This window comes from Arthrobacter sp. ISL-69, assembly GCF_018613775.1.
GTDB lineage: Bacteria > Actinomycetota > Actinomycetes > Actinomycetales > Micrococcaceae > Arthrobacter.
This window is the reverse complement of the sequence record NZ_JAGGPO010000008.1, coordinates 1-14,633: the sequence shown is the minus strand read 5'-3', so window position 1 is coordinate 14,633 and position 14,633 is coordinate 1. Positions and strand designations below refer to the sequence as shown.

Below are 14,633 nucleotides of genomic sequence, written 5' to 3'. Positions count from 1 at the left end.
TGAATGGTCTTAGAGTACCGGCGTGTTTATCCAGTCGCCAGAGAAATTATCCTCAAGATTTCCCAAGGTTTAGTCGACTGGTCTGACGATAAGGGTGACGGTCTGAGGTTCATTCGGGTCAGGGCTGGCTACGTTGAGCATGTAGTTGTAGTCGCCGTCGGTACCGGAGGAGCTGCAGATAGTGGCGACGCCGATGGCGTTCGATTGCCGCTGGCATGGACGGTCGGTCTTCATCTCGAAGCCGACTCCCGAGACGACGGCTGTGACATCGTTTTCGGTCAGCTCTTTCCCTGTGTCCCATTGCCGGTAGAGGCTGGGGCACGGGTTCGTACTGATGCAGAGGAACTGCTCGGGGCGGACGATTTCGTCGGTCAGCTTCCAGTTAGCCGGAATGGCGAACCGCCCGGCGCGGGAAAGCATGTCCGCAGTCACCTTGTCCTCCGCGGACCGGACCACAAAGAACGCGCCAAGTCCCACGACAAGAACCGCTGCGAGGATAATTCCGATAATTCGCTTCACTGTGTTCCCCCAACACGATCAGTGTGTGCACCGATCTCCGGGCGGTAACCCTCAGTGCTGAATCGCATCGTACCTGCATGGGCCCGCCGTGTCAGCGCCCAAATGAAGACCGGTAAATTCGCAGAAAAATGACTTCGTGGACTATCAACCTCTTTACTGGCAACGGTGCATATTCGTTTTCGAACTATTTGCCGCCGGCGAGTTGGCAAGTCGTATGTGCCTGCCCTGGTCAGCTTGGAGCTATGGAGCCCTGACAGCGGGTGCCTTCAATCCCAGTAGCGGCCCGTTCGCTCCCTAAATTCGTGATCCTGGACTTCGTTGAAGAAGACTAGAAAGCCCGAGACCGCAGCCTCATCACCGTGGCCGTGCTCACCGCCGGCGGAAACACCGAGCAATTGAGCTCACACCTTGGCCGGGGACTCGACAACGGGTTGACCCGGGGGAGCTCATCGAGGCCCTCACCCACGTCACCCTTTACGCGGGGTGGCCCAAAGGCATGTCAGCGATGGGCATCGCCTTGGCGGAACCGTCCTGCTCGCTCTCAGCATTGCCGCCTGCCATTCGACACAGCGAACGACTCCCGTCACCGAAACGGACGTAGCAACGTCTGACCAGCAGACACCGATGACACCAACCCCAGCAGCCGAAACTAGCCTCGGCTACAGGGACGGAGAGTACTCGGCGAGAGGTTGGTACGGCTCCACTCCCTCCCACCAAGACGTAACCCTGACAATTACCGATGACCCGGTCACGGCAGTGCAGATCACGACACCCGCCACAAATGAGACATCCAATGGATACCAGCAAAGATTTGCTGCCGCCTAGCCTAAGAAAATCGTTGGCCGGGACATCGACGATCGACAAAGTCGCTTGCTCAAGTGGATGCTCAAGGATTCATTGCGGCACACACGCAGATCAAATAATAGGCGGCCGTCTGACCGCTACGTCAAGCTGGCGACCCCCGGGGGCGCTCTCTGGTGAGCGAGTTATGAGTACACCAAAACCTAAACGTCAGACCGTGGTTCAGATATTGTCCGGTTGGGCTCCGATTCTCGTCTTCTGACGCCATCATTAGGAAGCTTGATGCAAACGTGACGGTGGACGTCGCCCTTAGCCTTCAACAAAGTAGAGGCAACTGTGACACTGTCCACACGCTGTTTGGCAGGACAAACACCGGCTTAGGGCTTTCGGGGCGGTCTTGCGATCGCTTCCCAGAACCTCCGACAGCGAACTTCTCCAAGGTCATGTTGTGCCCGTTTCCCCGGACCATGAACTGGTGTTGGACAAACACGCCCAACCGACAGATCCGGAACGAGGAACCGCATAACCCCAGTACAGAGCAGGCGGGGGCCCACCAGCCAGGGTCTTGATGCGCTACCCATACACCTGAATAGGCCACCGGGCGGCCAGGCTACAGCCCGCGACCCAACCCGTCAGATGGCGCGACCGCAAGCTTTGTCAACACGTCAAAGCAAAATTACCTCTGACGAGGGGTCATGCGTGCCCGAGGTGGGACTCGAACCGGACTCCAGCCCCTGCAAACACTGGGAACTCTAGAAAACATCTCCAATCCGGCCCAGTCCGGCCAATGTACGGCCCGATCCGACACCCAGGGTGTCACATTGTGCACACCCTCCTTTTGCCCAGTTCCCTGCCGCTCCAACACGACTGCTGCGACCCCGCCTGGCGCGGCAGTTCCACGACGTACGTGCGATAGAACCGCACCCCCGAAAGTTGAACTTGAAATCTAGAGTCTAGTTTTCGGGGGTGCGGTTCAAGCGCGCCAGCTCTTTCTTGTACCCCTCTGCAAAAAGGAAATCTGTTGTGCAGCGTCCGCGCTGCGCTGGGTCCAGCCGACCAGGCGGGCGGCGCCTTCCGCGGTGCGACCCTTCGCGCGGGCGTCTTCGGCAATCGCCAGTTTGTCCGCGATGACGGTCGGAGCGGACACAGGCCGACCGAAGCGTGTGCCATTCTGCCTGGCGGCCGCGATGCCGGCGTTGACCCGCTCGACGATCAGCTCACGCTCATACTCGGCGAGGGTGGCGAGCATATTCAGCATCAGCCGTCCCGTCGAGGTCGCCGGATCGATGCCATCCGAGATAGATCGGACATGGACGCCGCGGTCGCGCAGCAGGGTCAAGGTGTTGAACACGCCGATCTGGGACCGGCTTAACCGGTCTACATGCCACACAACAACCGTGTCGCCATCTTCGGCGTACTCGAGAAGCCTTTTCATTCCAGGCCGCTCCATGGCCGTCTTGCTTCCCGACGTCACGTCGGCGAAGACGTCGCGTTTCTGCACGCCGGCGGCAACCAGCGCGTCCAGTTGCAGCTGGGCATCCTGGCTGGAAGTACTGACGCATGTGTAACCCAGTTGTTTCACCAGGCCATTCTGACTCGAAAAGTTCAGGAGGCACCCCCGGCGAGACGATGCATGGTGAGACGCGTTTCCGAGACAACAGGAGCCCGGACTTCCCACCCACTCGACCAGCTCATCCGAGCTCCGGAGGTGTGTCTTGAAAAGCTGTAGATTTCCAAGACACGCTCCAGAGTGGACTGAAGCAATCATGAAAGATGAACCTGTCGCCCCGTCCAGGCGGAAGGACTCACCGGACCAGGCTACGTCGGCCGCCGCTTCGATCACGAGCGGATCAACCAGGGTCAGATGGATGGGGCCTTTGTCCTCGCTGAATCTGTTCAGTGAGGTCTCGCTGATCTCTTCGGGCCATGGATACCCGGCCTGCGATGGGCGTGAGCTGGCGGCCCAGCTCACGCCCTACCCGGGTGGAGAGAACGGTGGACCGGCCGACAATGCGCAGCCGCCCGTCCACGGGCAAACCCGCGATGACCGCCTGCGGCTGTATCAGCGGACCTATAACAGCCGCGCGCGGCGCGCTGCCCGCGGGCCGCTCGGCCCCGGGGGCCCCGGGGCTCAGCCGGTGAATTCGTTGGCACCGAGGGCGAAGTCCCAGTGTCCAACCCCGTTGCCGGCGAGGCCTACCGTGACCACACCCACTCCTTCCAGCCAGTGCGCCATTTTCAGGCCGCCGACATCCAGCGGGCGCAGCCCGAGGGCGAGTGAGACGGCCAGCATGCTTAGCTAGGGTTCTTTTCGCGAATTCGCAAGTCGCCCGACGCCTAGACAATCACCCACTTATCGCTGCGAGAACTCGGCCACCAAGCGCTGCACCTCACACCCGTCAGCTCGGCTCGGCTCGGCCTTAGGACCTCCATTGCGTGTAGCGAATACGAACGAATTCGTACAACACGTGGCGGCCTCCTAAATTCAGTCGGTACTGGGTGTCGACGCCTTAACAGCCCTCACCGCCACCGATGCGATCCCGGCCAGTTCGTCTGCTCGTGCTCCGGCCCGGTCCATGACGGCGAGAGCCTGGTTAGTGCTTACAACGAACAACGCCAACCCGGCAGCATCCGGGGTGGAGCCCTCCAACGCGGCTTGCACACGCTGCCGTTGACGATCGAGCAGGCTGCGCACATGATCACGGCTCGCTTCATCAAGAGTCGGGGCAGCCATCGCCGACAAAGCAATCAGACACCCGCCCGGGAGTATCGGGTCGGCGATACGAGCCAGCACGACATCAAAGAACGCCTGAATGGCCAGCGCCGGAGTGGCGCGCCCACTCAGCGCTGCTTCGTACTGGAGACCGTAGGTGCCGGCGTACCGGTCAAGGGAGCGGCGGAACAACTCGGGCTTGCCCCCGAACGTGCCGTAGAGCGACCCCTTGCCAAGACCCGTCGCCGAGACGATGTGGTCAAGAGAGGTCTCTGCATAACCACGCTGCCAGAACAGGGTCATCACCTGATCCAGCGCCTTGTCGACGTCGAACTGCTTTCGTCCTGCCATGACGGCCTCCCTCAATCCACTGTACACAAGCTTGACCAATCGGTCCAACTATGTTGGACTGATCGGACCAACATGATATTCGGGTCGAGAAGGGCAGATGCCATGACGAGTAGTCCACTCCTGGCGCAACAAAGTCACGGGAGGATCCGACGGGCCAACGTCGGGTTCTGGCTGATCGCCGGCACCTATGGGATTGTGATGATGGGTGGGACACTACCGATCCCGCTCTACCGGTTCTGGGCCCAGGCGATGCACTTCGGAGCGTTGGGGACGACGGCGATCTTCGCGGTCTACGCGTTCGGTGTGCTGGTGTCGCTTCTTGTCTTTGCGTCGCTGTCCGACCAGCTCGGACGCCGCCCCGTGCTCATCGGTGCCCTCGTCGTCCTTGGCATCAGTACCGTGCTGTTTTTAGGGGCGAGCACGCTCACGGGGCTTCTCGTGGCGCGGTTCGTGTTCGGTCTGGCCGCGGGCGTGGTGACGGCCACCGCGAATGCAGCCCTGGCCGAGCTAGCCCGTCCCGATCGGCCGCAGGCTGCTCCGGTGATGTCGACGGTGGCGAACATGGGAGGGCTTGGTCTCGGGAGCATCGCAGCGGGAGCCGTCGCCCGGTTCTTCGGTGACCCCACGCACGAGGTCTTCTGGTGGTACCTCATCGCGCTCGGAATCGCAGTCCTTGCCGTCGTCGTGGTGCCGGAGACGGTGACCCGGCAGGCTGGATTCCGCCTCGATGTGCGCCGGCCGTCGCTGCCGGAAGGTGCCGATCGGCGGATGTTCCTCGGGGTGCTCGGCTTGGTGCTCGCCGCCTTCACTGTCAACGGGGTCTTTTCCTCCCTCGTGCCCTCCTTCGTGCAAAACCAACTCCACATCGAAGACTCGCTGGCCTCGTCAGCGCTGGTCAGCATCGTCTTTTTCGCAGCGCTCCTGGCTCAGGTCATGCCGCGACCACAATGGCTGAACGGGCCATTCGCCGGGCCGACGGTCCTCGTCATCGGGTCGGTGGTCTTCGAAGCGGGCCTGCTCGCCGGATCCCTGCTCGAGTTCATCCTTGGCACGGTGATCGCCGGGGCGGGTGTTGGTCTCGTGTTCGGCCGCGGGATCGGCATCACGCAACACCTCGCAGACCCCGAACGCCGAGCCGACCTGGTCGCGACGTACTTCCTCGCGGCCTACCTCGGTTCGACAATGCCCACCCTGGGTCTCGGTGTCCTCAATCAAACCCTCGGCACCACAGGGTCAACCCTCATCCTTTTCGGCGTAATCGTCGGCGTCACCATCATCAGCACTGCCCTCACCGCAAGACGCACTTCTCGTTCCTAGCCCCCACGCAGACTCACACGAAAGGTCATGACCATGACTTCCTCCACCATCATCAGCGGCCCAGGCAGCGTTACCGCAGTCCCGCGCCTCCCGGCCGGGTTCACTGACCGCTTCACCAGTTCCCTCGTCGACACCGGACGAGTCCGGTTGCACGTCGTCACCGGCGGCACTGGCCCGGCACTGCTCCTTCTCGCCGGTTGGCCGCAGACCTGGTACGCCTGGCGCCACGTCATGCCTGCCCTCGCCGAGCACTTCACCGTCATCGCCGCCGAGCCCCGCGGCGTCGGGCTCTCCGAGAAGCCGGACGACGGCTACGACACCGGCACCCTCGCCCGCGACATGGTGGAACTCATGGCAACCCTTGGGCACGACCGATTCACGATGGTCGGTCACGACATCGGCATGTGGACGGCCTACGCTCTCGCCGCCGACCACCCCAACGCCCTCCAGCGGATCATCGTCGCTGAGGCCGCTATCCCCGGTCTCACCCCGTCTGCCCCGATTTTCAGCAACGGCCTCGTTAACTCAAAGCTCTGGCACTTCGGTTTCAACCGGCTCCCCGCTCTGAACGAGCTGCTCGTCCGGGGGCACGAGTACGAGTTCTTCTCTGAGCAGTTCCGCACGAAATCCGCGAGCCCAGACGCTCTGCCCGAGCACGCGATCCGCGAATACGTCGACGCAATCACCCGCGACTCCGCCGGCCTGCACACCAGCTTCGAGTTCTACCGGGCACTTGAAACGACCATGGAGCAGAACAAAGAACGGCAGCTCTCTCCCATCACGATCCCTGTTCTTGCCATCGGCGGAGCGAAAGGGCTCGGCGAAGGCGTGGGAACCACGATGCGACTCGCTGGCACCGAAGTCACGACCGTCATTATTGAAAACGCAGGTCACTACCCAGCCGAGGAAAACCCCAAAGCGATGATCGAAGCAGTCCTGAACTTCCGGTCAAAAGACCTACCGTGTTGAAGGAAAGTACGCAGCCGGCCAGAGCGGCCAGCGGCAGACGTCACGCTAAACCGCACTCGCCGCTCAACCAAAAACTGCCGAGTTGTTCAGTGTGCGGCGTGGTCACGCCAACGGACACCCGCCACTGAACAGCGACAGAACGCCGCCATTTAGAACCTAAAGCCACAGCTGAATGATCCCGGGCATGGCATGGATTCAACACGGTTCATCATGTCCGGAACCTGGTCTGCGGCCTGTGCCCAGCGTTGGCGCCGTTTTGCCCTGCGTTGTATCGCAGCCGGCCTTGTCTGACGAGACGCTTCGGACCGCACGATCAGCGGCCGGGGCGGGCCGGCTAACAGCGACGACACGGTTGGTAATTTGCGGTCGGGTATATGCACGAGCGCCAGCCGATCCCTTTGGAGTCGGCTGGCGCTCGATTCGGCAAGTTAATCTTCTTTCCGGTGCATGGTCATCCCGGCGTGGTGCAGGACGTACCCACAGCTCTACAGCCGTATCGGCTTCGCCCACCATTACCGGACCCTCAGCAACGAGGAACTCACCTTCGTCCTGACGAACCGCTGGCTGGAACTCGGCTTGAGCATTGACCCGAACGACTTCACTGACGCTGAAGCTATCGCTGCCGTCGCGCGCATCACCAACGGCAACTTCCGGCTCATCCAACGGCTCTTCGCCCAGATCGTGCGAATCCGAGACATCAACCAACTCAACAGCATCACTAAAGAAGTCGTCGAAGCAGCCCGGGAAACCCTGCTCATCGGCACCTGACCGCGCCAAATAACGCCGCGAAATATACGCCAAATACCGCGGTGAATTACAGGCTAGAACGGCAACGGCGCCCTGGAGGCCTGACCTGGCCGGCGGAGGACCGGCTAACGGGCGCCAAATTGGGTTCTGTTAGCCGGTGCTCGGCTGGAAGCCCAGCTCAGCCCAGCTGTGAGCAGCGCCGTTCGGTGTCGCCTTTGGCCTCGCTGCGTGTCGTCAGGACGCTGACGGGTTGGTTCCGACGCGTAGGACGTGACGTCGCACGCCACGCTCGAGAACAGCGGCTCGCGAATGCTTGTGGTGGGTTCACCGTCCCGGGATGACGACGACTCGTTTGCCGACGCGGTGGGTCGCGTCGAAGTCTTGATGGGCTGCAGCGACTTGGTCGAGTCCGGTGTAAGTGTCGGAGATGATGATGCGCATGGTGTCGGCTTCGATGGCGCCGACGTACCTGCTCAGAGCGTCAGCGGAGAGGTCGGCTGCTTCACCTGCGTAGCTGGTGAGGTGGACGCCGTTGGGGATCGTGAACGGTGAGAAGTCCGGGATGGTCCATTCACTGCTGAGAGCGCCGACGAAGCAGACGACGCCGCCGGAACGCGCCAGGGTCAGCATGTCCGGGAGCGCCGCCGCACTGACGAACTCGAGGACGGCGTCTAGACCTTCCGTCGCGATCGCGCGAACAGCGCCCGGGAGGGTGTCATCATCGGTCACGACATGGGCGGCGCCAACGTGGTGCAGCAGGTCCGCTCGAGCTGCGTTGCGAGTGGTGGCGATGACGGAGGCACCGAGCTGGTTGGCGATCGCGATGGCGGCGAGACCGACGCTAGAGGTGCCGCCGTGAATGAGCACCTGCTGGCCGGCTTGCAGGTGGAGGCCGGCTGTTAGCGACCCGTGGGCGGTTTGCAGCATCTCTGGGAGCGCACCAACGATATCCCACCCGAGGTCGGTTTCGAAGGGGATCGTGTTCGCCGCGTCGACGACGGTGTATTCGGCGTAGCTGCCGTCGATGGTGCGGCCGAGGCCACCCATCATCGTGGCGACCTTCTGCCCTGGAACCAGGTTGACGCCGTCGCCGACAGCATCAACGACGCCGACGGCTTCGATGCCGAGGATGCGGGGGAAGGAGAAGTCGGGGCCGGACTCCCCCTTGCGGCTGGTGACTTCGGACTCGTTGATGCCGAACGCTCGCACGCGGATGCGGACTTGTCCCGCGGTGACCGCTGGAAGCGGCACCTCCGTCACGGTGAGCTCCTGGGGAGCGACGGGACCGGTCAGCCGGACGGCTCGCATTGTCTTAGGCATGGTTTTGCTCTTTCGTGTGGAATGGGTGATCGGGTGCGGCGAGTCCAACGATCGCCTCGTAGGGTCTGCGCACTGTTCCCTCGTCGAGCGACGTGTCGGGGTGCGCCAGGCGGTGACTCCACCAGCCCCACAGCAGCGCGTTGATGGCGAGGGCGATGCTGGTGGGAACGACGGGCTGGAGCATCACGAGGGAATCGTCCTCGACTGCCTGGAGCACGGCAGCCACTTTCGGGTCCCGGGCGCCGTAGTGACGAATCTCCTCGTAGAGGCGGATGTCGGCAAGGCTCGGACTGGTCGAGCCGATCGTCGCGTCAACGAGAGCGTCGACGACGTCGGCGGGGCTGCGAGCATCACGAAGCGGGGCGGCATACCGGGGCTCGAGCTCGCTGCGGGTCGAGTCCAAAGCGCTCAAGATGAGGCCCTCGAGGGTGGGGAAGTAGTACGTCATCGACCCCAGCGGCACCTCAGCATGCGCGGCAACACCCCGATACGACACCGCACTGATCCCGTCGGTCTTGATTACGTCGAGGGTGGACTCCAAGATTCGCGACCGGCGTCCTGGGTCATTCGGTTTCCCGCGGCGCATGCTTCCTCCGATGTCTGACTAAGTGCGTACACTGGTACGTACTGAATCCAGATTAGTCCAGGGAAGGAACCCGCGTGAACGACGACAAACTGCAGGAGCAGGCTCGAGCACGGGCGCAGGAGCTTCCCGGTGCCGGACTCGAGCATCCCTTCGGCCCAGAGTGGGAAGTGTTCAAGGTCCGCGACAAGGTGTTCATGCTGCTGACCGAAGTCACCGGCGAACCCATCGTCATCATCAAAGCGGCACCGGAGGATGGGAAGGCTCTACGAGAGCAGCACAAGGACATCACCCCCGGCTATCACATGAACAAGCAGCACTGGATCACGCTGCACCCCGGAGGGGACCTTCGAAAGCAGCTCGTCGACGACCTGATAACCGAGTCTTATCTCCTCGTCGTGGAGGGCCTGCCGCACGCTAAGCGCCCTGTGGACCCGGCGACTTTCGGCAGGCACGACCAGTGATCCTCTCCGGTGAGCAGATCCAGCAAACCGCCCAGGATGAGGCCGCAGCGCTCGAGCACGTCAGCACCAGTCGGCCGTTCACGCCACACCTGGAGGTGTGGAAGGTGCGGGAAAAAGTGTTCCTGATCGTCACCGAGGACGACCCGGACCTGCAAATCATCACCGTGAAGGCGGACCCGCTTCACGCTGACGCGCTCCAACGCGACCACGACTCGATCACGCCCGGTCGCTACCTCGATAAGCGCCACTGGATCTCCGTCGGTCCGGGACCCGGGGTGACGAAGCGACTGATCGAAGATCTGGTGCACGGCTCCTACGACCTCGCTGACGGACACCACCCGGACGCGGACTCGTGAACGAGCCGCCGTCCCTGTTCGAGGTGGACGACGCTTCCCGGCCCTTGGCCGACCGGTTGCGTCCCCGCACACTTGCTGATGTCGTCGGGCAAGACCACCTGCTCGCAGAAGACGCTCCGATCGGGCGTATGGTGGCTGCGCAACGGCTGGTCTCGATGGTTCTCTGGGGGCCTCCGGGCTGTGGGAAGACCACCATCGCAAGGCTCCTCGCCGAGCAAACCAACCTCGCCTTCGAGCCCTTGTCGGCGACGTTCTCCGGCGTCGCAGACCTCCGCAAGGTCTTCCAGGTAGCGCAGCGACGTCGAGAGCTCGGGCAGGGCACGCTGCTGTTCGTCGACGAGATCCATCGGTTCAACCGGGCCCAGCAGGACTCGTTCCTGCCATACGTCGAGGACGGCACGATCGTCCTCGTCGGCGCGACTACGGAGAATCCCAGCTTCGAGCTCAACGGCGCCCTGCTGTCCCGCTGTCAGGTGTTCGTCCTGAATCGCCTCGACACCGCGGCTCTCGGCACGCTCGTCGGACGCGCCGAGACACTCCTGGGTGCACCATCACCCCTTGACGACGACGCCCGCCGGGCTGTCCTCGCGATGGCGGACGGGGATGGGCGGTACCTGTTGAACATGATCGAGCAGGTGCAGACATTGCCCGCGCCCGTCGACTCGGCTGCTCTCGCCGCGGCGGTGCAGAAGCGGGCGCCGCTGTACGACAAGGCACAGGAGGGTCACTACAACCTCATCTCCGCCCTTCATAAGTCAATGCGCGGCTCCGACCCCGACGCAGCCCTGTACTGGTTGGCCCGCATGCTCGACGGTGGCGAGGACCCGCTGTTCATCGCCCGCCGCATCACCCGGTTCGCCACGGAAGACATCGGCATGGCAGACCCAGGAGCTGTGCAGCAGGCCCTCGCCGCGTGGGACGTGTACGAACGCCTCGGCTCACCCGAGGGTGAACTGGCGATTGCGCAGGCGGTGCTCTACCTCGCGACCGCACCGAAATCGATCGGCGTGTACCGCGGCTTCAACAAAGCTCACGCAGCCGCGAGACGCACCGGCTCCTTGATGCCGCCAGCGCACATTCTCAACGCTCCGACCCAGCTGATGAAGGACCTCGGCTACGGCAAGGGGTACCAATACGACCCCGACACCGACACCGGGTTCTCCGGCGCGAACTACTTCCCCGAAGGCATGCCCCGGGAAACGTTCTACGAACCCACCACCGGCGGCTACGAACGAGCGATCACGGAGCGGCTCCGCCACTGGGCGCAGCTGCGATCCGACCACGAGGCCGCCAATGACTCGACCACTGCTGACGACTCAACAGCCGCAGACGACGTCTGACCAGAAGGGACCCTCTCGCATGACCAACACCGACATCGCCGAACAGGGCGCAGCAGTGCGCTCGTGGCTCGGCATCCCGTACGCCACTGCCGACCGCTTCCGCAGCCCGAAGGTCAGGCCCTTCGACCCTGACCTGCCCTACGACCAGAAGGGACCTGCGCCGCTCCAGGCCGGGGACACCAGCTGGCTCGAGGCCGACAATGGCTTTAGCGAGGACTGCCTGAACCTCAACGTCTGGGCACCCGTCGACGCCAGCGACAAGCCTCTCCCGGTCATCGTGTATATCTTCGGGGGTGGGTGGATGCTCGGCGCGAACACCCAGACCACCTCCAACGCATCGGGTCTCGCCGCTACCGGACGTGCGATCAGCGTTTCCCTCAACTACCGACTCGGTCCGTTCGGGTGGCTGTCGCTCTCCCAATACGGCGGCGCACTCGCAGAAGCGACCAACCTGGGCCTGAAGGACATCATCGCCGCGCTGCAGTGGGTACAGGACAACATCGCCCAATTCGGCGGCGACCCGAACAACGTCACGGTCACCGGCCACAGCGCCGGCGCGTTCTCCGCCCTCAGCCTCCTCGCCGCCCCATCCGCCGAGGGCCTCTACCATCGCCTAGCCGCGTTCTCCGGTATGCCATCACGCCAGGTGCCGGCGTGGGGCGCAGAGGAACGCGCCCACACCATCCTCACCGCACTCGGCCTGCAGGACGACCCCGAGCAGCTCCTCACCGTGGACGCGAACCTGCTTGTCGAGGCAATGGCCAAGTCGCAGTCCTCAGACCCTGGTGCCGCGCACGGGGTCGACAACGACGTCATCGCCATCGTGGATGACCGGTCCCAGCCGAATGGTGTCCTCACGGACCATCCCATGCACGTCCTCGAGTCCGGTCAGCACCGGGACGTCGACATCCTCTTCAGCAGCGCCACCCACGAGACCGACTACTGGGTCCTCCACAGGACCGAAGACTTCGACCCCGGAAGCATCGACGCCCTTGTTGCGGAGTTCGCCAACCGGAACCGCATCCTGCGCAGCCGCGCCCGCCAGATCATCGCCGTCTACGACGTCGACGGACGCACACCCGTCGAGGTCCGCGGTGCGCTGCTCACCGACTTCTCCTTCACGTTGCCGCAGACCCGCGGCGCCCTCGCGCACGCCGCCGCCGGCGGAAAAGCGCACCTGCTGTCGGTCGGCCCCGTCGAGGGGGCGCCCGCCGTGCACGGCACCGAGATGTACGGCATCGTTGGCCAGACCCGGCCCGGCGCCAGCGACGCGCAGATCATCCGCGACAACTTCGCCCGTGACGCGCTGCTCGCACTCGCGTCCGGGGACACCGGTGCACTGTGGGAGCCCGTCGCCACGGTGCCGGCCGTCAAGGGGATCGGCGACATGCCCTACGACGCCACCGCCCACGCGGAGGAAGTTGTCGAGACGTTCTCGGGGGTCAACCGGCCGTAGCTGCTTCGTCGGGGTGGGATTGTCTCATTCACACCCCGGCGAGGCCTTGCCGTGAGCGGGAACATGTGCCAAGATCGACCTGCGTTCATAGAGCGCGAAAATTCGCCGGCCTTCGGGTCGGTTTTTTTATGCCCAGATCTCCTGTCGCCTCCGGCGCGCTTCTGGAAACGGCAGCTCCGCCTCGAGCCCGAGGCCCATAGTCCTCGACACGCGCACCCTGCGCGTGCCGAGAGTCACCTGAATGCTGACAGATCGAACGGTGGAGGTTTCATGCCCCAGCTGTCGATTGAGATTCCCGCTGTCGCCGCGTACGCGGTCGGCTTCGCTCTCGCGATGAACATCCTCGCGATCACGATCCGACACGTGCTGCCGGTGCTGAGCGACAAGGCTGGGCGCCGCGTCGTTCGCAAGCAGCGGGCGAAGGCTGCTTCCAAGAAGTAGCGCTCAAAAATCGCACCCCTCCATCGGTAGGACGACACGAAGCGAAGCTGTTCACAGCCAGGAATTCTGACGCACGCTAAAGAGGTCCGAACGGCGGCCGGTGAAGGACGGTCAGTCAGAAATGACTGCCCGGCAGGTTCTGGACCAGCTGTCGCTATGTGCGCAGAAGCGCGTCTCGCACCGCCACGTGCTCGCCGACCTGCACGATCAATTCGTCGCCCACTCCTTCCCAGTAGGACCAGACGCGGACTCAATGACGCCGCGCTCGTCTCGGACGGAGATCTTCACCGCGGTCTCTCGCTCAAGAACAAGCCGCACTTCGTCACCGTTGACCATCGGACGCTCGCTGACCCAGCGATCTCGTCCCAGGTCAGCGTGACGGCACTCCCGTCATTCGCCCACGCGACCAGGGAGACCACCCCAAGCTGACTAGACGGCTCGACCACAATCCCGAAATCACTCAGGTCTTCCAGCCGCGGAACCTCAAGTTGCGCCCTCATAACCACATGCTGCCACACCGGCCCGCACACAATGATCTGGCCTAGCTGCACGCTGAGAGATCCTTGGGTTCTTGCGGTGATTGCAACACTTAGCGGATGGGTGTTGTCATGGCGGGATATTCAATTCATTTGAGGCCTGATCTCTTGCAGGTTTTTTGGGCCGGGATGCAGGCGGGTGATTTCATCACTGATGCCGTGGCTCCGATCAATACGAGCCGGCGTACCGGGCGCAGGGTCCTGCTTGAGGCGGGCGGCGCCAGGCCCCGGCGGGGCCGTGATCTGAAGGGCCGTTGCCTGACCTTCGCCCAGCGCGAGGAGATCGCAATACTGCGCGCCTAGGGACAATCACTGCGGCAGATCGGAGCCGTGGTCGGCAGATCGGCCTCCACGGTTTCCCGGGAGTTGCGGCGCAACTCGGTGGCAGGATTTCCCTACCGGGCGACCTCAGCGCACGCACTGGCCTATGAGCGGGCCTCGCGTCCGAAACCAGCGAAACTGCACACGAACACCGTGCTGCGTGCGAAGGTGGAGGAGGACCTGACAAAGAAGTACTCACCCGAGCAGATCGCAGGACGACTCCGGGTTGAGTTCCCTGATGAGCCGGAGATGAGGGTGTCACCCGAGACGATCTACCAGTCCCTTTACGTTCAGTCCCGCGGGGCGCTGAAGCGTGATCTGACCGCGTGCCTGCGCACCGGGCGGGCTATCAGGCAGCCCTGCCGCAAGGCCGGCCAGCGCAAGAACCGGATCCCGGGA

16 protein-coding genes are annotated in these 14,633 nt (G+C 63.3%); 10 read left to right on the top strand and 6 right to left on the bottom strand.

The annotated features are described in order from the left end of the window. Positions 1-69: 69 nt before the first annotated feature. The 4 genes from J7I79_RS04675 to J7I79_RS04655 all read right to left on the bottom strand — a co-directional run bounded on the left by J7I79_RS04675 (position 70) and on the right by J7I79_RS04655 (position 4,384). Positions 70-519 carry a hypothetical protein gene (locus J7I79_RS04675; RefSeq protein ID WP_214950913.1) on the bottom strand — a complete coding sequence of 150 codons (450 nt, stop codon included), beginning with the start codon at positions 517-519 and terminating at the stop codon, positions 70-72. Between the two features lie 1,774 nt (positions 520-2,293). Then, positions 2,294-2,902: a recombinase family protein gene (locus J7I79_RS04665; protein ID WP_214950911.1), complete on the bottom strand. Its 609-nt coding sequence runs from the start codon at positions 2,900-2,902 to the stop codon at positions 2,294-2,296. Positions 2,903-3,451: 549 nt separating this feature from the next. Beyond that, positions 3,452-3,613, bottom strand: coding sequence for a hypothetical protein (locus J7I79_RS04660; RefSeq protein WP_214950909.1), 162 nt, complete (start codon positions 3,611-3,613; stop codon positions 3,452-3,454). A 192-nt stretch (positions 3,614-3,805) separates the two neighbouring features. Then, positions 3,806-4,384: a TetR/AcrR family transcriptional regulator gene (locus J7I79_RS04655; RefSeq protein WP_214950907.1), complete on the bottom strand. Its 579-nt coding sequence runs from the start codon at positions 4,382-4,384 to the stop codon at positions 3,806-3,808. Positions 4,385-4,486: 102 nt separating this feature from the next. On the opposite strand from J7I79_RS04655, the gene J7I79_RS04650 reads away from it, so the two are divergent. The 3 genes from J7I79_RS04650 to J7I79_RS04640 all read left to right on the top strand — a co-directional run bounded on the left by J7I79_RS04650 (position 4,487) and on the right by J7I79_RS04640 (position 7,438). Continuing rightward, complete coding sequence (locus J7I79_RS04650; RefSeq protein ID WP_214950905.1) at positions 4,487-5,701, top strand: MFS transporter; 1,215 nt, start codon at positions 4,487-4,489, stop codon at positions 5,699-5,701. Between the two features lie 33 nt (positions 5,702-5,734). Further along, on the top strand, positions 5,735-6,670 hold the full coding sequence (locus J7I79_RS04645) for an alpha/beta fold hydrolase (RefSeq protein WP_214950903.1): 936 nt from the start codon (positions 5,735-5,737) through the stop codon (positions 6,668-6,670). Positions 6,671-7,117: 447 nt separating this feature from the next. After that, on the top strand, positions 7,118-7,438 hold the full coding sequence (locus J7I79_RS04640) for a hypothetical protein (protein WP_214950901.1): 321 nt from the start codon (positions 7,118-7,120) through the stop codon (positions 7,436-7,438). Between the two features lie 303 nt (positions 7,439-7,741). Here the strand turns inward: J7I79_RS04640 and J7I79_RS04635 are convergent, their stop codons facing one another. Continuing rightward, positions 7,742-8,737 (bottom strand): zinc-binding dehydrogenase, encoded by a 996-nt coding sequence (locus J7I79_RS04635; RefSeq protein WP_214950899.1) that lies wholly within the window; start codon positions 8,735-8,737, stop codon positions 7,742-7,744. Further along, on the bottom strand, positions 8,730-9,233 hold the full coding sequence (locus J7I79_RS04630; RefSeq protein WP_311380519.1) for a hypothetical protein: 504 nt from the start codon (positions 9,231-9,233) through the stop codon (positions 8,730-8,732). The genes J7I79_RS04635 and J7I79_RS04630 overlap by 8 nt, the downstream gene beginning before the upstream one ends. 164 nt (positions 9,234-9,397) lie before the next feature. Between J7I79_RS04630 and J7I79_RS04625 the strand changes: the two genes are divergently transcribed. The 7 genes from J7I79_RS04625 to J7I79_RS04595 form a co-directional block, all read left to right on the top strand. Next, on the top strand, positions 9,398-9,784 hold the full coding sequence (locus J7I79_RS04625) for an MmcQ/YjbR family DNA-binding protein (RefSeq protein WP_214950896.1): 387 nt from the start codon (positions 9,398-9,400) through the stop codon (positions 9,782-9,784). Then, entirely contained in the window at positions 9,781-10,140 is a 360-nt protein-coding gene (locus tag J7I79_RS04620; RefSeq protein ID WP_214950894.1) for an MmcQ/YjbR family DNA-binding protein, read from the top strand. The genes J7I79_RS04625 and J7I79_RS04620 overlap by 4 nt, the downstream gene beginning before the upstream one ends. Further along, positions 10,137-11,480 (top strand): replication-associated recombination protein A, encoded by a 1,344-nt coding sequence (locus J7I79_RS04615; RefSeq protein WP_311380518.1) that lies wholly within the window; start codon positions 10,137-10,139, stop codon positions 11,478-11,480. Before J7I79_RS04620 ends, J7I79_RS04615 begins: the two co-directional genes overlap by 4 nt. Before the next feature lie 19 nt (positions 11,481-11,499). Continuing rightward, the gene (locus J7I79_RS04610; protein WP_214950892.1) at positions 11,500-12,936 is read left to right on the top strand and encodes a carboxylesterase family protein; all 1,437 of its coding nucleotides are present in this window, start codon (positions 11,500-11,502) and stop codon (positions 12,934-12,936) included. A 270-nt stretch (positions 12,937-13,206) separates the two neighbouring features. Next, complete coding sequence (locus tag J7I79_RS04605; protein ID WP_214950889.1) at positions 13,207-13,377, top strand: hypothetical protein; 171 nt, start codon at positions 13,207-13,209, stop codon at positions 13,375-13,377. A 596-nt stretch (positions 13,378-13,973) separates the two neighbouring features. Beyond that, positions 13,974-14,216, top strand: a complete 243-nt coding sequence (locus J7I79_RS04600) for a hypothetical protein (protein ID WP_214950887.1) — start codon at positions 13,974-13,976, stop codon at positions 14,214-14,216. Positions 14,217-14,225: 9 nt separating this feature from the next. Continuing rightward, positions 14,226-14,633 (top strand): helix-turn-helix domain-containing protein (locus J7I79_RS04595; protein WP_285291293.1); only part of this gene is annotated, 408 nt, incomplete at its 3' end.